The organism is Bradyrhizobium sp. 1200_D9_N1_1, from assembly GCF_052075915.1.
In the GTDB taxonomy this organism is placed as follows: Bacteria; Pseudomonadota; Alphaproteobacteria; order Rhizobiales; family Xanthobacteraceae; genus Bradyrhizobium; species Bradyrhizobium diazoefficiens.
The window spans coordinates 5,158,036-5,177,495 of the sequence record NZ_CP197226.1 but is presented as its reverse complement, the minus strand read 5'-3'; the positions used below and the strand labels follow the sequence as shown (position 1 = coordinate 5,177,495).

Here is a 19,460-nt window from a genome sequence, read left to right as displayed (position 1 = left end):
TGTTTTGCGATTTTTTATCGAGCGGACGGATCCTGGCCTCAGGCTCCGCAGATGATCACGCCATACCAGCCGAGGCCGCGATAGGTCTCGTAGCCGGGTGTCGCGTGGAACGCGATCATCGTGCCCGAGCGGTCGTGATAGAAGCCGGAGCGCTCGCCGTTCAGCGACAGCGAGATGCGCTCGCTCAAAATGCCTTGGCCGTCGGAGGCCGCGATCACGCGGAAATTGGAGTCGACCAGCAGCACGCGTGCCTTGTCGCTGTCGCCGACGCGCACGCCCTGGACGATGGCGCGGGCCTGCGGCTCCCAGTCGAAATGGATGGCGAGCACGCCGATCGGCGTGCCGTTGGCCTGGCCGCCGGCGCGGACGCTGGCGCAATAGGTCGCGACCTGCGCGTTGCCGAGCAGCGGCTGGTTCTCGACGTCGCCGGCGACATAGTCGTCGCCGGAGCGCAACGTCCGCGCCTCGCGAAACCATTTGGTGTGGGCGATGTTCTGGCCGACGACGCGAAAGCGGTCGGCGCGGCCATTGGCGATGACGTTGCCGTCGAGGTCGCAGAGCCAGAGGTCGAGATAGACGGTGTAGGCGCCGAGGATGACGCCGAGGCGCTGCGAGGCGTCGGTGACTGCCGCCGGTGCGGGCGAGGCCGCGCAATCCACCACGGCGGAGTCGGTGGCCCACCAGCGCACGTCGCAGGTGCGCTCATAGAGGTTGCGGTCGATCAGTTCGACCGCATTGAGCGACAGATCGACCATGCGCTCGCCGCGCGAGCGCTGGCTCATGCGGTCGATCGAGGCGACGAGATCCCCGGTGCGTTTCGTCAATTGGGTTTCGAGCTCGCGCGCGATGCTCTCGACCTGTTGGCCGACGCCGCGCACCTCCTGCGCCACCACCGCGAAGCCCGCGCCTTGCGCGCCGGCGCGCGAGCTCTCGATCAGCGCGTTTAGCGCCAGCATCTTCATCTGGTTGGTGATCTGCTGGATCGCCTTGGTCTTGTCGACCGCGATCTGGTTGACCTCCGCGGTGAGGCGGTTGATCAGCGCGGAAATGTCGGAATCATCTTCAGCGGGTTCGGCGGCAATCGGCTTGGCTTTCAGACCCAGCACAGCAGACATCGGGGAGTTCCCTTGGCAATGAGGCCTGATCTGCAATGAACCCGGAACAATCGCTTACAGATCGAATACGATTCTTTTTCGAGGATTCCGCCTAACGCCTGCTTAATTTGCTGTTCGGTGGAATGCCCAAATGATAGTCACTCCGGCCCGTCGGCTGGCCATCCACCGCTTTGTGCAGCCCGGCCGTTGCAAATCGCCGGGGTTTCCTGGCCAATCCCCTTAAGCCAGTGACCGGGCGCCTCGCGTGTTCGCCCGAACCTCGAGTTCCCAACAGATTGCCGCTCGTCATGACGCCGCCTACCACTGCCTTGCCCGTCGAAGCGCCCCAGGCGTTCCTGGGGGTGACGCGCTCGCTCACCGACAAGCTCTGGCGCGACCGGCTGGACGCCCGCGGGGCGGCCCAGGCGCTCGCCATTGTGCAGCGGCACCAGTTGCCGGAACTGCTGGCGCGGGTTCTGGCGGGGCGCGGGGTCGATATCGACGCGGTGCCGGACTTCCTGGACCCGACCATCCGCAAGCTCATGCCGGACCCCTTCACGGTGACGGAGATGGAGGCCGCCGCAAAGCGCATCGCCGATGCCGCGGCGAAGGGCGAGAAGGTCGCGATCTTCGGCGACTACGACGTCGACGGCGCGACCTCGGCGGCGCTGCTGGCCTGGCACTTGCGCCATTGCGGGCTCGATCCGCTGATCCACATTCCCGACCGGATCTTCGAGGGCTACGGGCCCAATACCGAAGCCGTGCGCGGGCTGGCCGCGAAGGGCGCCACGCTGCTCGTCACCGTCGATTGCGGCACCACCAGCATCGAGCCGCTGGCTGAGGCCAAGCGCCTCGGCATGTCCGTGGTCGTGATCGATCACCACCAGGCCGGGACGGAGCTGCCGCTGGTCGACGCACTGGTCAATCCGAACCGGCTCGACGATCTCTCGGGCCTTGGCCATCTCGCCGCGGTCGGTCTCGTGCTGGTGACACTGGTCGCGGTCAATCGCGAATTGCGCCAACGCGGCTTCTGGAATGCGGAGATGCCCGAGCCCGATCTGCTCGGCATGCTGCATCACGTCGCGCTCGGCACGGTCGCCGATGTCGCGCCATTGATCGGACTCAACCGCGCCTTCGTCGCCAAGGGGCTGATCGCGATGCGGCGGCGCGATCATGTCGGCCACACCGCGCTGATGGACGTGGCGCGGCTCAACGGCCCGCCGGAGGCCTGGCATCTCGGCTTCATGCTGGGGCCGCGGGTCAATGCCGGCGGCCGGATCGGCCGCGCCGATCTCGGTGTGCGGCTCCTGCTCGAAGGCGACAGCGTCGAAGCCGCGCGGATCGCGGCTGAACTCGATCGCCTCAACACCGAACGCCGTGTCATCGAGCAGGCCGCGGAAGCGCAAGCCGAGGCCGAGGCGCTGGCCTCGATCGGACTGGAGGACAAGCTCGGCGTCATCGTCACGGCGTCCGAAGGCTGGCACCCCGGCGTGGTCGGCCTCGTCGCTTCCCGCCTGAAGGAGAAGTTTTCGCGGCCCGCCTTTGCGATCGCACTCGAGCCCGGCGGCATCGGCACCGGCTCCGGGCGCTCGATCGCCGGCGTCGATATCGGCAAGGCGGTGCGGCAGGCGGTCACCGACGGCATCCTGCTCAAGGGCGGCGGCCACGCGATGGCCGCGGGCGTCACGCTGCGCAAGGAGAAGCTCGCCGAATTCCGCGCCTATCTCGAAAATGCGCTGGCGCGCGACGTCGCCGAGGCGCGCCACGTCAACGAGCTCTATATCGACGGCGCCGTCTCCGCGCGCGCGGTGACGACGGAGCTTGCGGCGACGCTCAACCGCGCAGGGCCCTTTGGCAGCGGCAATCCGGAAGCCGTGCTGGCGCTGCCGGCGCATCAGCTCGTCTATGCCGATGAGGTCGGCCAGGCGCATCTGCGTTTGCGCTTCAAGTCCGGCGATGGCGCCATCGTCAACGGGATCGCCTTCCGTTCGGTCGGACAAAAACTCGGCAACGCGTTGGTCGCCAATCGCGGTCAGCAATTGCATGTCGCGGGATCGTTGTCGGTCGACCGCTATCAGGGCGCCGAGCGTGTGCAGTTCCGCGTCATCGACGTCGCGCTACCGGACCAGGGGCCATCCGTGATTAAGTAGCGGCCTCAAACAACAAGAAAAGGGAGTGAACATGGCAGGGCAGGTTGAGGGCAAGGTCGCGCTGGTGACGGGCGGCGCCTCCGGCATCGGCGAGGCGATCGTCGAGCTGTTCGCGCGCGAGGGCGCCACCGTCATCGCAACCGACGTCGACGAGTTGCGCGGCCCCGAGCTCGCCAAGCGCATCACAAAGGCCGGCGGCAAGGCGATCTTCCTGGAGCAGGACGTCAGCAGCGAGGAACGCTGGATCGAGATCGTCGCCGAGATCGCCAAGCGCTACGGCCGGCTCGACATCATGGTCTCCAATGCCGGCATCGGCATTGCCGTGCCCTCGATCGTCGACATGACGCTCGGTGACTGGCGCAAGCAGAACGCGATCAACCTCGACGGCGTGTTTCTCTCGGTCAAGCATTGCCTGCCTTTGATGCGCAAGACCGGCGGCGGCTCGATCGTCATGATGTCCTCGCTGGCGGGCCTGCGCGGCGCGCCGGGGTTGTCGGCCTATTCGGCGACCAAAGGCGGCGTGCGGCTGTTTGCGAAATCGATCGCGATGGAGTGCGCGGCCGTGGGCGATGGCATTCGCGTCAATTCCGTTCATCCCGGCATCATCGACACTCCGATCTGGGGCAAGATCCCGACGGGGGCGACCGGCAACCAGGGCAATGCGCCGATCGATCCGGAGGAACGGGCCCGGGTCGTCACGCCGCTTGCCCGCGCCGGGCAGGCCGCGGAGATTGCCTCCGGCGTGCTGTATCTGGCGTCAGATGCCTCGCGTTACGTCACCGGCAGCGAGCTCGTGATCGACGGCGGTATGAACGCCGGCGGCGTGCCGCGGCGGCAATAAGCCGCCGCGCGGGCTGCGAAGGGCAGGGTGGCGCCCGCGGGGGCTGACGCGCAGGCGTCGGCCCTGTACAAGGCGCGCAGCTCTCGACCGACAAAGGTGTCCTTCGCCATGGCGCACAGCCTTCACTCCTCGTCATCCACGCCGGCGCCATTCCGCTCGAACCGGCCGGACCTTGCCACCGACGCGATCCGCACCGCGCGCGAGGATCTCGCCGCCTGCTTCCGCATGGCCGCGCGCAACGGCTTTGAGGAGGGCATCTGCAACCACTTCTCGGCCGTGGTGCCGGGCCACGACGACCTGTTCCTCGTCAACCCCTACGGCTACGCCTTCCGCGAGCTGACCGCGTCAAAGCTCTTGATATGCGACTTCCACGGCAACGTGCTCGACGGCGAGGGCGTACCCGAGGCGACGGCGTTCTACATCCACGCCGAGATGCACAAGCGCCTGCCGCGCGCCAAGGTCGCGTTCCACACCCACATGCCCTACGCCACCGCGCTGTCGATGACCGAGGGCGATCCCCTGATCTGGGCCGGCCAGACCGCGCTGAAATTCTACGGCCGCACCGCGGTCGACCGCGACTACAACGGCCTTGCGCTCGACAACCGCGAAGGCGCGCGGATCGCATCCGCCGTCGGCGATGCCGACATCGTCTTCATGAAGCATCACGGCGTGATGGTGCTGGCGCCGACCATCGCGGAGGCCTGGGACGATCTCTACTACCTCGAGCGCGCTGCCGAGGTGCAGGTGCTGGCGATGTCGACGGGACGCAAGGTGCTGGCCGTCGATCCCGCGATTGCGGCCGAGACCTACAAGCAGATGCGCGAGGGCGATTCCGAATCCGCGCGGTTGCATCTGGCTGCGATCCGTAGACAGCTTGATGCTGAGGAGCCGCAGTACAGGCACTGATCTCTTGGGGCCGTCATTCCGGGGCGCGCGAAGCGCAAGCCCGGAATCCATCGCGCAGCGAGCGACGTGGAGGAATGGATTCCGGGCTCGCGCCGAGTGGCGCGCCCCGGAATGACCGGCTCCTACGGCCCTTGCCGCAGCCTCGCCAGCACCTTCAGCCCGCCATAGCCGTCCGCCGGCGTGATCCCCGCGTGTTGCTGGAAATCCTTGATCGCCTTCATGGTGTCGTTGCCGACGCGGCCGTCGGTGCCGCCGGTGTCGAACCCGGCCTTGGTCAGTCGCGTCTGCATCTCCTGGACCTCGGCGAGCGTCAGCGCGCGCTCGGAGCCGGGGAAGGGCTGGATGAAGGGCGGTGCGCCGAGGCAGCGGTCGCCGAGATGGCAGATCGCCAGCGCATAGTTCATCGAGGGATTGTAGCTTTTCACCGAGTAGAAATTCGGCCCCAGCAGGAACGTCGGTCCGCCCGCAACCGGCGTCCACATCTGCGCCGATGCATTGGGCTGCGGGAACGGTTGGCCATCGGCGCGGGTGACGCCGGCTGACGCCCAGGCCGCATAGGTCCGGCTGCCGCTCACGTCGCCGGATGCGCGCACCTCGTAGCCCCAATGCTCGCCGCGGCGCCACTTGCCGCGATTGACCAGGTACTTTGCCGTCGAGCCCAGCGCGTCGTCGGGCTTGCCGAATGGCGACACCTTGCCGTCGCCGTCATAGTCGATGCCGACATTGAGCCAGACTTCGGGCATCCATTGCGAATGCCCCATCGCACCGGCCCAGGAGCCCTTCATCTCCTCCGGCGTGCTCCAGCCCTTGTCGACGATGCGTAGCGCGTTGATCAACTCGGTCTCCCAATAGGCCTTGCGGCGCGGCTCGTTCCAGGCGAGCGCGGCGAGCGAGGGAAACACCGGCGTCATGTGGTTCTGCTGCACCAGCGGATCGCCATAAGCGGACTCGACGCCCCACAGCGCCAGCAGCGTGCCGCGCTCGACGCCGAAGTCGCGCTCGATGCGCGCGAGCAGGGCCTCGTTGTTCTTCAGCGCGATCTTGCCGTTGATGATGCGCCAGTCGGAGACGCGGCGGTTGATGTATTGCCAGACCTGCTCGTGGAATTCGGGCTGGTTGCGCATCTGCTTGAACACGCTCATGTCGGGCTCGACCCGCGCCATTGCGCGCTGCCAGGTCGCGGCCGAAATGCCCTTCGCCATTGCGCGTGCGCGAAAACTCTCGCGCCACTCATCGAAGCCTGGCGGCGCGGCGAGGGCGCAGGTGGGTGACGCGACGATGGCTGCCACGCCGAGCGCAGACTTCAGCAAGGTGCGGCGGGTGTGATTGGCCGAGGAATCAGCTTGTTTCATGTGTGCAGTCTAGCGGGAAACATGGCGCCTGTGAGCCGGTTCCTGGAACGTTGGGAACAGGCGACCCGCCGCACGGCCCGATGGTGAGGTTAAGAAGATGTTGAAGGGCGGGTGGGGCCAAGCACACGAAAGCGCCATTCCCCGATTTTTTGCTCAGCCGCTTTACGGTCGGTTCGCTCTTGTCATGCAGAATACGCGCATGCGGTAGCTGTTCGACATCATCCGTGCTCCCTGGCCGTTCGGCGCAGGGCCGTTCGTCGTGATCCTGACGATCATTGCGGAAAACTTTGGCCGAGGCATTCAGGGCGATGGCGCCGTCGGCGACTTGTCGGATGCCGATGGCGGCGACGGAGGCTTCGGCGGCCAGGGCTAGTCCCGGCGCGGTCTAGTCGTCCTGCAGATCGGCCGCGATTCCGGCGAGCCAGCGCCGGACCGTTGTTTCCGCCTTGCTATCCAGATTCCGGGCGAGGCGTTTTTCCAGCGCGATCACCCGATCCCGGCAGGCCTTCAGCAGCGTCGCGCCGCGCGGCGTCAGGGTCCATTGCTGGATGCGGCCGTGGACGGGATGAGGCGTCATCGCAATCGCGCCGTCGCGTTCGAGGTTGCGGATGATGACGCCGACCGTCTGCGGCGTCAGGAAGGTGAGGCGGGCGACGTCGGCGCCCGACAGGCCTGGATAGGCGTTCAGCATTGTCAGCACGGCAAATTGCGGCGAGGTCACGCCGAGATCGGCGAGCGTCCGTTCCATCGTCAGGCGGACCGCGGCATGGGCCTGGCGCAGCAGATAGCCGAGATAGCCTTGCTCGCCGCGTTTGCCTTCCCCCGGGGCGGGCACGTGGACCGCGCTCCCGTCGGAAGCGGCGGAGGCCTTCCGCGGGCTTTTCGATCTTGTGAAGTCAGCGGCCTTGCGCATCATATAAGAGCTCTTATACAGTATAAGTGCTCTTACAATAACACGAGGTGCACGGCAATGTCACACGCCCGCAGCGAATATGAGGATTTCAAGAGGATTGCGCCCGACGCGTATGATCTGGTGCTGGCGCTGGGCCAGGTTGCGGCCAAGGCCGGCCTCGACAAGCAGCTTCTCGAACTGGTCAAGTTGCGCGCCTCGCAGATCAACGGCTGCGCCTTCTGCGTGCAGCATCATATCCTGCTCTCGGAGCGCATCGGCGTGCCCGTGGACAAGCTCAATCTGGTCGCGGTCTGGCGCGAGGCACCGATCTACTCGGCGCGCGAGCGTGCGGCATTGGCCTGGACCGAAGCCCTGACCTTCCTGCCCGACGGCGTCAGCGACGAGGTCTACGCGGAAGTGACCAGCGAATTCTCCGAGTCCGAGCTGATGTACCTGACCTCGGCGGTCGCCTCGATCAACGTCTGGAACCGGTTTGGCGCGGCCTATCGCTGGACGCCGGCGAAGCGGCCGGTCGCAACGAATGCCGCATCCTGATTGCCATCAGGGAAAAAGGGGAGGTTGTCATGACAGCAATGAGTCTGGCCACCACGCAACGCCCGGTGCCGTCGCGTTCAATGGCGCTGGCCGTTGCCGGCGGGCTCGCCTGCGCACTCGCGATCGGCAAGGCGCTGCCGCTGACGATGGAGACCGTATCCGGCGCGCTCGCGCCGCTCTGCGCGACAGCCGCGGAGAGTTCGCCGCTCGACAAGGTCGAGCCGATCGGCTCCTATGCATTGCCGAACGTGCCGGGCAAGCGCGTGACCATCGTGCGCGTTTTCTACGGCCCCGGCGGATTTACGCGGCCGCATCGCCACGCGGGCTCGGTGACCGCCTACGTCACCAAGGGTGAGATCCGCTCCCAGCTCGGTGGCGGCCCGGTCGAGACGTTTGGCGTCGGCCAGTCCTTCTTCGAGCCGCCCGGCGCGACGCATCTGGTGTCGGCGAATGCCAGCGCCACGCAGCCGGCGGAATTGATCGCGGTGTTCGTGGCGGACGAGGGCGCGCAGCTAACGACGTTTCTGGACTAGTTCGTAGCCCGGGCGAGCGAAGCGACACCCGGGAACAGTTGTCGTGAACATCCCGGATGTCGCTTCGCGCATCCCGACTATACGATCGGCGTGCTCCGCGATCTCGTCAGCCACCATACGACGCCGGATCGGGATTGTCGGACGGGTGCTCGAACGACTTCTTCATCGACACCGGCATCGGCACGTGGAAGTTCAGGCCGCGCGGCGGCACCGGCTCCATGAACCATTTGTTGTAGATCTTCTCGATCTCCGGGCTCTTGTAGAGTTTTGCCGTGGCACGATCGACCACGGCCTTGAACTGTGCGTCGTCCTTGCGCAGCATGATGCCGTAGGGCTCCGGATCGGAGAAGGCGCCGGAGCTGATGGCGTAGAGCGACGGATCCTTCGCTGAGGCGATCATGGCCGCGAGCTGGATGTCGTCCATGACGAAGGCCTCGGCCCGGTCAGTCTCGACCATCAGGAACGCCTCGGGGACGTCCTTTGCATTCATGACGTTGATCCCGAGCGCGCGCGCGGCGTTGGCCTTGTTGAGCTGGGTGATGTTGGTGGTGCCCGCGACCGAGACGACGGCCTTGCCCTTGAGGTCATCGACCTGATCGAGCTTCGAAGCCTTCTTCGACACGAAGCGGCTCGCCGTGAGGAAATGCGTGTTGGTGAACCACACCTGCTTCTGGCGGTCGGCGTTATTGGTCGTCGAGCCGCATTCGAGGTCGATGGTGCCGTTCGCCATCAGTGGAATGCGGTTGGACGAGGTGACGAGGTTCTCGTTGACCGCGAGCTTGTCCAGCTTCAACTCGGCCTTGATCTCCTCGACGATCTTCATGCAGATGTCGATGGCGTAGCCGACGGTCTTCTGCTTCTCGTCGATATAGCTGAAGGGCACTGCACTGTCGCGCACCCCGAGCGTGATCGCGCCGGTCTCCTTGATCTTCTTCAGCGTACCGGTCAATTCCTGCGCATGAGCCGGCACGGCGAATGCGACGGCCACGATGACCGCCGTGGTCAGACAACGCATGTGCTTCCCTTTCTCCAGTTTGCTTGCCGGAAGCCAAGCAATTCTGGGGCCAGAGAAGGCCGGGTCGTTCGGGGAGGTCGGGACGCCGATCCGCTTAAGCCTCGTGCGCCGAAAGGGGCGTCATGAGATCGTCATCGAGGCGCGCCGCGCGGTGAGGCGCGAGTTGCCTCAATTCTCCTCGCTGCTCGAGCCCTCGCGCTGATCCGGCTTGATCACGTCCTCAGGCAGCGCATGTGCCACAGGCTGCGGGCCGCCCGCGATCTCCGGGCCGACCTCGCGGCCGCGGGCACGGATCAGCCGCTCATAGGCGGAGACCAGCGTGACGTAGGGGCTGACCCAGATCCAGCCGTCGCGGGTGAACACCTGGACGTCGAAATGCAGATGCATCGACGTGCCGGCGGGATGGTCGAGATAGTTCGAGACCACGCCGATCTTCTCGCCTTCGGTCACGATGCGGCCGTTAAGCACGCCGTCGGCGTTCATCACCTGCGGGTTCATGTGCATGTAGCGGAAGCGCATGTGCTCGGTGCGGCTGTTGATCTCGAGCGTCGCGGCCTGGTCCTTGGATGCGCGGATCACGATGGCGTCGCGCACGGCGACGACGGCGCGCTGCTTGGGATCGCAGGGGGCGCGACCTTCGCCGGGCGGCGGGCACTCGGCGGCGCGGATGTCCTCGCCCTGGTGGCCGTAACCGCCGCCGCATTGCCCGACTTCGAAGCTGCGGGACTCGCAGAAATTGTCGCGCCAGGGGTAGGCCGTCGGACTCTCGTTCTTGTCGCGCCTGCCGTAGGATTGCGAGCGCACGAAGGCGGGCGCCTTCTCCAGCGGGAAGCGGATCTGCGCATAGGCCATCACGTCCGGATGGCCGCTCTTGTTGCGGTAGCCGGTGTTCGGGATGATGTCGCCGCTCGGCCGGTAGCTGAAATCGGCCGAGCGCCCTGAAGGACGATCGATGATGTCGGAGGCAACGTCCATCAGCGGCCGCATGCGCTGGCCGCCGGCGACGCGCAGCGCCTTCAGGAAGCGTTCGGCAACCGGATAGGCCTCCTTGCAGGCAAGCCGCCGCGGTTTTGCGACACTGTCCAGGCACTGGATGGAGACGACATAGGCGACGCCGAACCGAGTGAAGGCGTAGCGCACATAGCCTTCGCGGATGAACCTGCGCAGGTCCGGATAATGGGCTGCAAGCGGCTTGACCGGCTCACCCTTGCCGCCGGCGGGATCGGCGATGTCATAGAGCAGCGCAGAGCCCGTGATCTGCACCTCGACGGGTCTTGCGAAGACACGCGTCGGCATGCCGTCACCGGCGCCGGGTTCGAGCGAGAAGCTCGCGCTATATCCGGCGGGGCCGGCGTCGAACATATCGACGGGGTTGAAATCAGCCTGATAGCGCGACAGCGACAGGCTCGGCGGCGCGCCGTTGCGCTGGGCCTCGCGATAGGCGCCGGCGTCGAACGGCAGCAGCACGGGCACGGAGCTGCGGGCAATGCCGGTGAAGAATTGGGAGGAGATTGCGTTGAGCTGCACCAGTGCCGGCATCGCGCGCGGATCGTAGCGCGGCACGGAACGGCGAGGCACGAAGATGAAATCGTCCGCGGCCCGGGGGTGGCTGTTGATCTCGGTGCGGAGCTGGTCGAGCGCTGCGCGCCAATCGACGCGCAGGGCCGTGAGCGAGGGGCTGCGGAATTCGTCCGCAGCGAGCGGAGTGGCGGTGAGGAGCGACAGCGACGCCAAAAGAAGCGAGACGAAGCGGAAACTCTTCCTATCCACTGTCTCGCCCCCCGGCGGCACCTGTTCCGATCCTCGATCCCTGGCTTAGTCCTTGGCGCGCTCGGAGTAGGAGCCGTCTTCGGTCATCACCACGATGCGGGTGCCGACGGCGATGTGCGGCGGCACGGTGGTGCGGATGCCGTTGGAAAGCACCGCGGGCTTGTAGGAAGACGAGGCGGTCTGGCCCTTGGTCACCGGCTCGGTCTCCACCACTTCCAGCGTCACGCGCTGCGGCAGCGCGAGCGAGACCACGTTGACGTCGTGGGTCGACAGCTTGACGGTCATGTCTGGCTGAAGATAGGCGGCCGCGTCGCCGACCACGTCCTTGGAGACCTGGACCTGGTCGTAGGTCTCAGGGTTCATGAAGTGGTAGCCGTCACCGTCTTCATAGAGGAAGGTGAAGTTGCGCTCTTCGATCGTCGCCTTTTCGACCTGGTCGGTGGTCTTGTAGCGCTCGGAGATCTTTACCCCGTCCGAGATTCGGCGCATTTCGATCTGGCTGACCGGGGTGCCCTTGCCGGGATGGATGTTCTCGGCGCTCACGACGACATAGAGCTTGCCGTCTTGCTCGATCACGTTGCCCTTGCGAATAGAACTGGCGATGACTCTCAAAGCTGTATTTCCTGCTTGCTTGGCCCGGCTCCGGCCAGGACGTGGTCAAATTGATGGGGGACTTGGGGCCTCAAATCAGACCTCGGCGCCCGTTTCGGGCCGCAACATACTGATTTTGCCGTTGGATGCCAGCACTTTGCTGATGGCTGGGGTGGTCGGTTAATGGCTGGGGACAAGCCGATTTCGCCGTTCTGGTCGCCCGAGCGCCACCTCGACCGGCGGCCGTTCCTCCAGGCGAGGGGAGCCGTGACCGGGGCTTTACGGGGCTTTTTCGCCGAGCAGGGCTTCATGGAGGTCGAAACCTCCGTTCTTCAGGTCTCCCCGGGCAATGAGACCCATCTGCACGCCCCCCGGACCGAGATCGTGCGGCCCGACGGCAGCCGGGCCAGCCGCTACCTGCGGACCTCCCCGGAATTTGCCTGCAAGAAGCTGCTGGCGGCCGGCGAGCCCCGAATCTTCGAGTTCGCCCGGGTGTTCCGTGACCGCGAGCGCGGCGACCTGCATCTGCCCGAATTCACCATGCTGGAATGGTACCGGGCCGGTGCGCCTTATGACGCCATCATGGCCGACACCGTCGTGGTCATCGCCCGCGCGGCGCAGGCGACCGGGATCGGGACCTTCTCCTTCCGCGGCCGGACCGCCGATCCCTTCGCCGAGCCGGAGCTCCTGACGGTCGCAGGCGCCTTTGAACGGTTCGCCGGCATCGATCTGCTGTCGACAATCTCGGGTGACGAGGGTAACCGTGCCGCGCTCGCCCAAATGGCTGGCGGCAAGATCCGCGTGGCCGGGGACGACACCTGGTCGGACATCTTCAGCAAGGTTCTGGTCGAGCATGTTGAGCCGCATCTGGGACAGGGGCGTTTGACCATTCTGTTCGAATACCCATCTCCCGAGGCGGCACTGGCGCGCGTGAAGGCCGGCGATCCCAGGGTCGCCGAACGGTTCGAGGTCTATGCCTGCGGCGTCGAACTCGCCAACGGTTTTGGCGAACTGACCGACGCCGAAGAGCAGCGCCGGCGCTTCACCGAATCGATGGCGGAGAAGCAGCGCCGCTATGGCGAAGCCTATCCGCTGGACGAGGACTTTCTAGCCGCGGTCGCCGCAATGCCGGAGGCGAGCGGCGTCGCGCTCGGCTTCGACCGGCTGGTGATGCTGGCCAGCGGCGCAACGCGGATTGATCAGGTGGTGTGGACACCCCCTGCAAATGAAGCGCTGAGTGAAACATGAAGAAGACCAATCTTGCACGCACCTTGCGCGAGCCGGCCGAGCTCGTGGCCGAGCACCTCGCGCCTGCCGCGGCGCTGCCCGCACTGGAGCGCGTTGCCGCGCGCTATGCGGTCGCGATCACGCCGGCGCTGGTCGAGCTGATCGACACATCCGATCCTGACGATCCCATCGCCCGCCAGTTCGTGCCGACCGCCGCGGAACTCGAGATGCAGCCGGGCGAGAGCGCCGATCCGATCGGAGATCACCCGCATTCGCCGGTCCCGGGCATCGTGCACCGCTATCCCGATCGCGTGCTGTTCAAGCTCGTTCACGTCTGCGCGGTCTATTGCCGCTTCTGCTTCCGCCGCGAGATGGTCGGCCCCGGCAAGGACAACGCGCTCTCGGACAGCGCTTATCGTGCTGCCGTTGATTACATCCGCGCGCACGACGAGATCTGGGAGGTGATCCTGACCGGCGGCGATCCCCTCATGCTGTCGCCGCGCCGCATGAGCGAGATCATGGCCGATCTCGCCGGCATCGATCACGTCAAGATCATCCGCCTTCACACCCGCGTGCCCGTCGCCGACCCCGCGCGCGTCAGCGACGAGATGGTCGCAGCGCTGAAGGTTGCGGGCGCGACCACCTGGGTTGCGCTGCATGCCAACCATGCACGCGAGCTCACGGAAGGCGCCCGCGCAGCCTGCGCGCGGCTCGTCGATGCCGGGATTCCCATGGTCAGCCAGTCCGTGCTCTTGCGCGGCGTCAATGACAACGTCACGGCCTTGTCGGATTTGATGCGAGCTTTCGTCGAATGCCGGATCAAGCCGTACTATCTGCATCACGGCGATCTCGCACCGGGCACTGCGCATCTGCGCACCACGCTGGCGGAGGGGCAGGAGCTGATGCGGCAGCTGCGCGGACGGGTGTCAGGACTCTGTCAGCCTGACTACGTCATCGACATTCCCGGGGGTGCCGGCAAGTCGCCGGTGGGGCCGAACTATGTGTTGGCGGCACAAAATACCGCACCCGACGCACGTGAAGCGGCGACGGAAACGCGCTATCGTATCGTGGACTATTGCGGGGACGTTCATCTCTATCCGCCCGAGACGTGAGTGGTGACGGAGTGGACGCCGGTTTGAGCATGGAGGAACGGAAATGAAGAGGATCATCGTGGCCGTGTCGCTCGTGGTCTTGCTCGGCGGCGCGGCAGTGGCGCAGACCGGCAGCAAGGGATCGACCACCACGTCGGGACCGTCGGCGGGCAATTTGCCGCCTGCACCCGTCGGTCATCGGCAGCCGCGCGCCGGCGACGTGCCGAACGAGAAGAATTTGAGCGACCCGAACGATCCCCTCAGCAAGGAAAACCAGGCGCTCGACAAGAAGATCAAGAGCATCTGCCGCGGCTGCTAGGCCGCGTCGGTGCGGGCAGGGCGCGACAGCTCGCCCCGCCCGCGTTTGCTTTGGCCTTACGCCGAGCGCTCGTGCAGCCCCGCGCGCTGGGCGTTGCGCCGGATTTCGACCGCATCGGCGAGCTGCTCGAGCACAGTTGCCGTGGTCGCCCAGTCGATACAGCCGTCCGTGATGCTCTGGCCGTAGGTGAGCGGCTTGCCCGGAACCACGTCCTGGCGGCCGGCGACGAGATTGCTCTCGATCATCACACCCATGATGCGGCTCTCGCCACCGGAAATCTGGCCGGCAATGTCGGCCATGACCAGCGGCTGGTTCTCCGGCTTCTTGCTCGAATTGGCGTGGCTCGCATCCACCATCACCAGCGGCGCGACGCCGGATTTCGCCAGCTCGTTGCAGGCCGCCGCGACGCTTGCCGCATCGTAGTTCGGCGTGCTGCCGCCGCGCAGGATGATGTGGCAGTCCTCGTTGCCCGCGGTCGAGGCGATCGCCGAGCGGCCGAGCTTGGTCACCGCCATGAAATGATGCGGATGCGAGGCCGACTTCACTGCGTCCGCCGCGATCCGCACATTGCCATCGGTGCCGTTCTTGAAGCCGACCGGGCAGGACAGCCCGGAGGCCAGCTCGCGATGGATCTGGCTCTCGGTCGTGCGCGCGCCGATCGCGGCCCAGGACACGAGGTCAGCGATGTATTGCGGCGTCGTCATGTCCAGGAATTCGGCGCCGGCCGGGAGGCCGAGATTGTTCACCGCTGACAGCACGTTGCGCGCCAGCCGCAGGCCCTTGTTGATGTCGAAGCTGCCGTCGAGATCGGGGTCGTTGATCAGGCCCTTCCAGCCGACGGTGGTGCGCGGCTTCTCGAAATAGACCCGCATTACGATCTCGAGCTGGTCGGCGAGGTCCTCGCGCAGTTTTGTCAGACGCTCAGCGTAGTCGAGCGCGGCCCGGGGATCATGCACCGAGCACGGGCCGACCACCACCAGCAGGCGGTCGTCCTGGCCGGTGAGGATGGCATGGATGGCGTTGCGCGCCGCCATCACCACACGCGTTGCGGTGAGCGTGCGCGGGACCTCCCGCATTACCTCATCCGGCGTGCTCAGCTCTTTCAGTTCACGGATACGAAGATCGTCAGTCGTGCTCAGCACGGCGGGCTCCTGCTTGTTTGAACCTGCCGGCCAATAAAAAAGCCGCCAGGTCTGGCGGCTGTTCGGACGTTTGCTTCAATATTTCAGATTGAGCGCGATCCTCCTGCCGCCAGCGAGCTGTCGTAGCTAAAGTACCAAAAATAGCTGGTGGCAACGGTGATCATGGCAGGCGATATAGCGTGCCATTGGCTGGTTGTCACCCCCCAATCGGCTTGGCGGGCGACGAGACCCCTCAGGTGTTGCTGTTGCGTGCCGCCAGCGCCATGCCGATCAGGGTGGCGCCGCCGAACAGCAGGTTGATACCGACGAGCACGCCGATCGCCCATTCCGCCGAGCTCGGCAGCCCCGTGATCACCATGAACGAGATCGCGATGTCGACGAGACCGGAGATCAGGAGCCACGACCAGCGGCCGCTCAGTTCGCGGCGGTGCTCGAGTGCGTACATGATGGTGGCGACGCCCTCGGCGAGGAAATAGGCGCCGAGCACGATGGTCAACGTCAGCACGGCCTGCATCGGCCGCGCCAGCAGCAGCATACCGGCAAGCACGGCCAGCGCGGCCGAGATTAGCGACCACCAGAAGCCCGGCGTGCTGCGCGCCCAATAGGTCACGATCAGCCCGCCAATGCCGCTGATCAAGAACATCCAGCCGAGGAAGATCGCGATGGCAAGGCTTGCGAGCGGCGGCAGGATCAGTGCGGCGACGCCGAGAACGGCGAGCAGGATGCCCTCGAACAGGAAGGCCTTCCAATGCGCCTTCACAGTCTTGCTCATCGCGGATTGCAGCCGTGAAAGATCTTCAGGCGATGTCATCGGCAGGCTCCGGATCGAAGGGTGTGTGCTCAATCTAGTATGCGCGCAGCGGGCTTGCCATCCCGCGGCTCAACCGCCGCCGTGCGCGGACGAAAAACCTTCGCCGCTGGTGCGAATGCGGTTGCGGCCGAGAATATAGATCGCCGTTGTGACAATCAGAAGCGCGAGGCCGAGCAGGATCGAGACGAAGCCGATCGGGATCAGGGCCAGCGTCAGATTGCGCTCGGGGTTGATCAGCCAGTGGTGGATCGAGGTCAGCACGAAGGCGAGGCCGAGAAAGCCGACGCCGCCGCCGGCCAGCAGCAGCGCCCACATCCGGCGCAACTGGCTGAGCCGCTCCCGCGCAACGTCCGTGCGGGGCGCGTGGTGGCGCGCGACGCGCCGCACCAGGCGGATGGCGAAGGCGATCGAGCTGAAGCCGACCAGGAGGCTCGCGGCGCCCAGCCACATCCGCAGCGTCGGGTCCAGATCCGGCATGCGCTGGAGGGTCAGCAGCGGGAAGTCGAAGGCCGAGTGCAGCGCGAGCGGGCCGGCGAAGATCAGCAGGCGGCTGGAGAGACGGGCCCAGTCGCGATGGTGCCGGTTTGCGCCCAGCGCCGTGCCGGCACGGGCGATCGTCAGGTAAGCGCCGGCGATGATGCCGAGCGCGCCGTGGAACGGCACGGTGAGGACGCTGCGCAAGGCGGCAAGCGAGCGCCACATCTCGGCATGCTGGACGAGATAGGCGAGGTTCTCGTAGGCGGCGAAGCCGAGGCCGACCGCGGCGCCATAGACCACGGTGTCCATCGGATTGGCGAAGGTCCGCCGCTTGGTCGAGGAGACCAGCACGATGGCGACCACCTTGACGGCCTCCTCGGGCAGCGCGACGCCGAAGATCGAATGCATCGCCAGCGCCGCCCAGGGATTGTCGGGGGCTGCAACCATCTTGGCGAAGGGGGCGCGGGCGAGGCCCAGCAGCGAGATGCTGGCCGCGCCGAGCAGGAACGCGGTCCAGACCTGGGCCGGTGGTCCCGGGCGCTCTTCGGCGGCAATGACGAGCCACAGCATCAGCAGCGCCGGGGCGATGGCGGCAGTTCCGATGACGGTGGGTAAAGCTTCAATCAGATACATCGGCGCCGAAAATAGGTTCCCTTGATCCGCTTATCTACAATCACCGCTGCGACCATGTGTCATGCGCTTGCTGTCGCCTCGCTTAACGGGCGTGACAGCTCCCGTTCATACGCACCGCTGGGACCGAATGCAGGCACAATCATTTGCGTATCGGGCCTGTTGGTCATCAACGCGCCTGTTGGTCCTGGATGGTCGCGATCGCATGTCCAGGATCGGGCCGCGATTGGCAAGCCAAATCAAGGAAGTGCACCGGTTTCTTCGATTCACGATGCACGTCTCCCGGCGGCGAGTCTGGCAGGCGTGCCGTCCGCCAGAACAACGCGCGGCCGGGTAGATCGGCCTAGTCACGCTTCCTTGTGCGCCGGCGGGGTGATGTGGCGGTACGGCGAGCCCGCACCTGCTCCAGCTGCCAGAAGACGCGCACGAGGCACGAGCCCAGGCAGAACACGATCAACAGCAGCAGGAAGGCTTGATCGACGGCGGCGACATGGATCATGGCGATAGCCAAGCAACGTGCATGCCATGCGTTCCTGCAGCGGCCTGCGCTCGGCGCGACCGCGCCTCCTACCAGGCGTTGCTTGCGGAGGCTCGAATCGGCGCGTTGGCGCAGGGCGATCGGGGCTGCCGCTGCCAGCCTTCAGTGCGTGGTGAACGGCGGCGCCGCCTCGGGGGCGATGTCGAAGGCGCCGAGATGGAATTCCTCCCCGATGGACTCGTCCGGCTCGGCGTGCTGCGCGAGCAGCGTGAACGCGGCCTGCGGGTATTGCTTCCAGATCTCGAGATCGCCGGCGGTGATGGTGAGCCAGCCGAACGTGTACATGTAGCGTCCGGGCTCGGTAACCCGGCCGACCCTGTCCCAGGTGATCTTGTCGACTGCCATTCGGTCCCCCGATCGCAAATCTGCAAATGAGGTCCGGCGCGAGGCACAGACCCTCAAAAGCTGATCCCGCAATGGGGCCGCGATAGGGCAGAGATGCGGAGGCAAGACGGCCCCGGAGGGCCGCCGCCTGCCGGTCAGCGCGTCGAGGCCGCCTGCGCTTCCGACGCCCGCTCCAGCTGACGGTGCGAGGCGTGGAAGACGTCGTGGACGAGGCCGATCTTCTCCATGCCCAAGATGATCAGGCCGTTGAGATCGATCTCCCACCAGGCGTGCGAGATATAGGCGTCCCGCGGGAAGCGGTGATGGTTGTTGTGAAGGCCCTCGCCGAAGGTGAGGATCGTGGTCACGAACTCGTTGGTCGAGGCGTCGTCGACCTCAAAGCGGCGATAGCCGTAGGCGTGACAGACCGAGCCGGTGAGCTGGCTGACGAGGATCAGCAGATAGGCCCGGAGCAGGCCGGAGAACAGCACGCAGCCGATCATGGTGTGCACGCCGCCGAAAACGTAGCCGATGAAGCCGGGGATGAAGACGGCCGACATCCCGTACCAGACCCAGCGAGTGCGGACGAAGAACATCGCGATGGGGTCGGCGAGGATGTCCTTGGCATAGTATTCGTTGTCGGTGGTCGCCTGGTCGAATACCCAGCTGCCCTGGGCGTGCAGGAAGCCCTTGAGCGCGCTGACATAGCGATTGCCGAAGCCGTCGAATTGCGGGCTGTGGGGGTCGCCCACGTCATCGGCATAGAGATGGTGGCGGCGGTGGTTTGCGACCCATTTGGCGATCGAGCCCTGCACCGCCATCTGGGCGATGGCGCAGAAGAAGACGCGCATGATCGGGCCGGTGCGGAAGCTGCGATGGACGAACAGACGGTGCATGCCGGCGCCGATGCCGAATGTCGTCAGCGCGAACATCCAGGCAAACGTAAACAGCTCCACCTTGCCGACGCCCTGCGTGACGGCCCAGATGATGCCCGCGACCGCGCCGACATAGAGGATGCCGAGGAGGAGATAGCTTTCGCGCAGCTTGGCTTTGACGAGCGGTCCCTCGGTCACGACACCGGGGGGAAGCTGCGGCTTGGCGGCGGTGGGCGCGCTCTGAGCGGTCTTTGCCTGGGCGAACTCAGCGTCAGCGATAGACATTCCGGGACTTCCAATACGTTAGGCCCGCAATGATTGCGGCCG

At 65.9% G+C, this 19,460-nt stretch carries 20 protein-coding genes; 8 read left to right on the top strand and 12 right to left on the bottom strand.

The window, feature by feature from the left end:
• Positions 1-38: 38 nt before the first annotated feature.
• Positions 39-1,115: a methyl-accepting chemotaxis protein gene (locus AB5K84_RS25110; protein ID WP_011087148.1), complete on the bottom strand. Its 1,077-nt coding sequence runs from the start codon at positions 1,113-1,115 to the stop codon at positions 39-41.
• A gap of 287 nt (positions 1,116-1,402) precedes the next feature.
• Here AB5K84_RS25110 and recJ point away from each other — a divergent pair, with 287 nt between their 5' ends.
• The 3 genes from recJ (at position 1,403) to AB5K84_RS25095 (ending at position 4,991) form a co-directional block, all read left to right on the top strand.
• The gene (gene recJ / locus AB5K84_RS25105; protein WP_038967117.1) at positions 1,403-3,244 is read left to right on the top strand and encodes a single-stranded-DNA-specific exonuclease RecJ; all 1,842 of its coding nucleotides are present in this window, start codon (positions 1,403-1,405) and stop codon (positions 3,242-3,244) included.
• Between the two features lie 31 nt (positions 3,245-3,275).
• Positions 3,276-4,085, top strand: coding sequence for an SDR family NAD(P)-dependent oxidoreductase (locus tag AB5K84_RS25100; RefSeq protein ID WP_038967134.1), 810 nt, complete (start codon positions 3,276-3,278; stop codon positions 4,083-4,085).
• A 108-nt stretch (positions 4,086-4,193) separates the two neighbouring features.
• Positions 4,194-4,991 (top strand): aldolase, encoded by a 798-nt coding sequence (locus AB5K84_RS25095; RefSeq protein WP_038967118.1) that lies wholly within the window; start codon positions 4,194-4,196, stop codon positions 4,989-4,991.
• A gap of 122 nt (positions 4,992-5,113) precedes the next feature.
• On the opposite strand, the gene AB5K84_RS25090 is transcribed toward AB5K84_RS25095, so the two are convergent.
• On the bottom strand, positions 5,114-6,343 hold the full coding sequence (locus AB5K84_RS25090) for a lytic murein transglycosylase (RefSeq protein ID WP_011087152.1): 1,230 nt from the start codon (positions 6,341-6,343) through the stop codon (positions 5,114-5,116).
• A gap of 385 nt (positions 6,344-6,728) precedes the next feature.
• On the bottom strand, positions 6,729-7,259 hold the full coding sequence (locus AB5K84_RS25085; protein WP_011087153.1) for a MarR family winged helix-turn-helix transcriptional regulator: 531 nt from the start codon (positions 7,257-7,259) through the stop codon (positions 6,729-6,731).
• A gap of 54 nt (positions 7,260-7,313) precedes the next feature.
• Here AB5K84_RS25085 and AB5K84_RS25080 point away from each other — a divergent pair, with 54 nt between their 5' ends.
• A complete protein-coding gene (locus tag AB5K84_RS25080) occupies positions 7,314-7,790 on the top strand; it encodes a carboxymuconolactone decarboxylase family protein (protein WP_011087154.1) in 477 nt (158 codons plus the stop codon).
• A 29-nt stretch (positions 7,791-7,819) separates the two neighbouring features.
• Positions 7,820-8,323 carry a cupin domain-containing protein gene (locus tag AB5K84_RS25075; protein WP_011087155.1) on the top strand — a complete coding sequence of 168 codons (504 nt, stop codon included), beginning with the start codon at positions 7,820-7,822 and terminating at the stop codon, positions 8,321-8,323.
• Positions 8,324-8,429: 106 nt separating this feature from the next.
• On the opposite strand, the gene AB5K84_RS25070 is transcribed toward AB5K84_RS25075, so the two are convergent.
• The 3 genes from AB5K84_RS25070 to efp form a co-directional block, all read right to left on the bottom strand.
• Complete coding sequence (locus AB5K84_RS25070) at positions 8,430-9,338, bottom strand: amino acid ABC transporter substrate-binding protein (RefSeq protein WP_011087156.1); 909 nt, start codon at positions 9,336-9,338, stop codon at positions 8,430-8,432.
• Between the two features lie 168 nt (positions 9,339-9,506).
• The gene (locus AB5K84_RS25065; protein ID WP_011087157.1) at positions 9,507-11,129 is read right to left on the bottom strand and encodes a peptidoglycan DD-metalloendopeptidase family protein; all 1,623 of its coding nucleotides are present in this window, start codon (positions 11,127-11,129) and stop codon (positions 9,507-9,509) included.
• A 24-nt stretch (positions 11,130-11,153) separates the two neighbouring features.
• Positions 11,154-11,720 carry an elongation factor P gene (efp, locus tag AB5K84_RS25060; RefSeq protein ID WP_011087158.1) on the bottom strand — a complete coding sequence of 189 codons (567 nt, stop codon included), beginning with the start codon at positions 11,718-11,720 and terminating at the stop codon, positions 11,154-11,156.
• A 162-nt stretch (positions 11,721-11,882) separates the two neighbouring features.
• On the opposite strand from efp, the gene epmA reads away from it, so the two are divergent.
• Genes epmA through AB5K84_RS25045 form a run of 3 tightly spaced genes read left to right on the top strand, consistent with a single transcriptional unit; the run spans position 11,883 to position 14,336 of the window.
• Positions 11,883-12,947: an EF-P lysine aminoacylase EpmA gene (epmA, locus tag AB5K84_RS25055; protein ID WP_011087159.1), complete on the top strand. Its 1,065-nt coding sequence runs from the start codon at positions 11,883-11,885 to the stop codon at positions 12,945-12,947.
• Positions 12,944-14,038 (top strand): lysine-2,3-aminomutase-like protein, encoded by a 1,095-nt coding sequence (locus AB5K84_RS25050; RefSeq protein WP_011087160.1) that lies wholly within the window; start codon positions 12,944-12,946, stop codon positions 14,036-14,038. Before epmA ends, AB5K84_RS25050 begins: the two co-directional genes overlap by 4 nt.
• A 43-nt stretch (positions 14,039-14,081) precedes the next feature.
• A complete protein-coding gene (locus AB5K84_RS25045; protein ID WP_038967121.1) occupies positions 14,082-14,336 on the top strand; it encodes a hypothetical protein in 255 nt (84 codons plus the stop codon).
• Between the two features lie 56 nt (positions 14,337-14,392).
• Here AB5K84_RS25045 and AB5K84_RS25040 read toward each other — a convergent pair whose 3' ends face one another.
• The 6 genes from AB5K84_RS25040 to AB5K84_RS25015 form a co-directional block, all read right to left on the bottom strand.
• Complete coding sequence (locus AB5K84_RS25040; protein ID WP_011087161.1) at positions 14,393-15,478, bottom strand: 3-deoxy-7-phosphoheptulonate synthase; 1,086 nt, start codon at positions 15,476-15,478, stop codon at positions 14,393-14,395.
• Positions 15,479-15,710: 232 nt separating this feature from the next.
• The gene (locus tag AB5K84_RS25035; protein WP_011087162.1) at positions 15,711-16,289 is read right to left on the bottom strand and encodes an HdeD family acid-resistance protein; all 579 of its coding nucleotides are present in this window, start codon (positions 16,287-16,289) and stop codon (positions 15,711-15,713) included.
• Positions 16,290-16,358: 69 nt separating this feature from the next.
• Complete coding sequence (locus AB5K84_RS25030; RefSeq protein ID WP_011087163.1) at positions 16,359-17,399, bottom strand: PrsW family glutamic-type intramembrane protease; 1,041 nt, start codon at positions 17,397-17,399, stop codon at positions 16,359-16,361.
• Positions 17,400-17,739: 340 nt separating this feature from the next.
• The gene (locus AB5K84_RS25025) at positions 17,740-17,895 is read right to left on the bottom strand and encodes a hypothetical protein (RefSeq protein WP_165448156.1); all 156 of its coding nucleotides are present in this window, start codon (positions 17,893-17,895) and stop codon (positions 17,740-17,742) included.
• A gap of 141 nt (positions 17,896-18,036) precedes the next feature.
• On the bottom strand, positions 18,037-18,279 hold the full coding sequence (locus AB5K84_RS25020; RefSeq protein WP_038967122.1) for a hypothetical protein: 243 nt from the start codon (positions 18,277-18,279) through the stop codon (positions 18,037-18,039).
• A 134-nt stretch (positions 18,280-18,413) separates the two neighbouring features.
• Complete coding sequence (locus AB5K84_RS25015) at positions 18,414-19,418, bottom strand: acyl-CoA desaturase (RefSeq protein WP_011087165.1); 1,005 nt, start codon at positions 19,416-19,418, stop codon at positions 18,414-18,416.
• Positions 19,419-19,460 lie beyond the last annotated feature (42 nt).

Excerpts from the sequence above, each read along its gene's own strand:
- AB5K84_RS25110 (WP_011087148.1), bottom strand. The coding sequence starts at position 1,115 with ATGTCTGCTGTGCTGGGTCTGAAAGCCAAGCCGATTGCCGCCGAACCC.
- recJ (WP_038967117.1), top strand. The coding sequence starts at position 1,403 with ATGACGCCGCCTACCACTGCCTTGCCCGTCGAAGCGCCCCAGGCGTTC.
- AB5K84_RS25100 (WP_038967134.1), top strand. The coding sequence starts at position 3,276 with ATGGCAGGGCAGGTTGAGGGCAAGGTCGCGCTGGTGACGGGCGGCGCC.
- AB5K84_RS25095 (WP_038967118.1), top strand. The coding sequence starts at position 4,194 with ATGGCGCACAGCCTTCACTCCTCGTCATCCACGCCGGCGCCATTCCGC.
- AB5K84_RS25090 (WP_011087152.1), bottom strand. The coding sequence starts at position 6,343 with ATGAAACAAGCTGATTCCTCGGCCAATCACACCCGCCGCACCTTGCTG.
- AB5K84_RS25085 (WP_011087153.1), bottom strand. The coding sequence starts at position 7,259 with ATGATGCGCAAGGCCGCTGACTTCACAAGATCGAAAAGCCCGCGGAAG.
- AB5K84_RS25080 (WP_011087154.1), top strand. The coding sequence starts at position 7,314 with ATGTCACACGCCCGCAGCGAATATGAGGATTTCAAGAGGATTGCGCCC.
- AB5K84_RS25075 (WP_011087155.1), top strand. The coding sequence starts at position 7,820 with ATGACAGCAATGAGTCTGGCCACCACGCAACGCCCGGTGCCGTCGCGT.
- AB5K84_RS25070 (WP_011087156.1), bottom strand. The coding sequence starts at position 9,338 with ATGCGTTGTCTGACCACGGCGGTCATCGTGGCCGTCGCATTCGCCGTG.
- epmA (WP_011087159.1), top strand. The coding sequence starts at position 11,883 with ATGGCTGGGGACAAGCCGATTTCGCCGTTCTGGTCGCCCGAGCGCCAC.
- AB5K84_RS25050 (WP_011087160.1), top strand. The coding sequence starts at position 12,944 with ATGAAGAAGACCAATCTTGCACGCACCTTGCGCGAGCCGGCCGAGCTC.
- AB5K84_RS25045 (WP_038967121.1), top strand. The coding sequence starts at position 14,082 with ATGAAGAGGATCATCGTGGCCGTGTCGCTCGTGGTCTTGCTCGGCGGC.
- AB5K84_RS25035 (WP_011087162.1), bottom strand. The coding sequence starts at position 16,289 with ATGACATCGCCTGAAGATCTTTCACGGCTGCAATCCGCGATGAGCAAG.
- AB5K84_RS25030 (WP_011087163.1), bottom strand. The coding sequence starts at position 17,399 with ATGTATCTGATTGAAGCTTTACCCACCGTCATCGGAACTGCCGCCATC.
- AB5K84_RS25025 (WP_165448156.1), bottom strand. The coding sequence starts at position 17,895 with ATGATCCATGTCGCCGCCGTCGATCAAGCCTTCCTGCTGCTGTTGATC.
- AB5K84_RS25020 (WP_038967122.1), bottom strand. The coding sequence starts at position 18,279 with ATGGCAGTCGACAAGATCACCTGGGACAGGGTCGGCCGGGTTACCGAG.
- AB5K84_RS25015 (WP_011087165.1), bottom strand. The coding sequence starts at position 19,418 with ATGTCTATCGCTGACGCTGAGTTCGCCCAGGCAAAGACCGCTCAGAGC.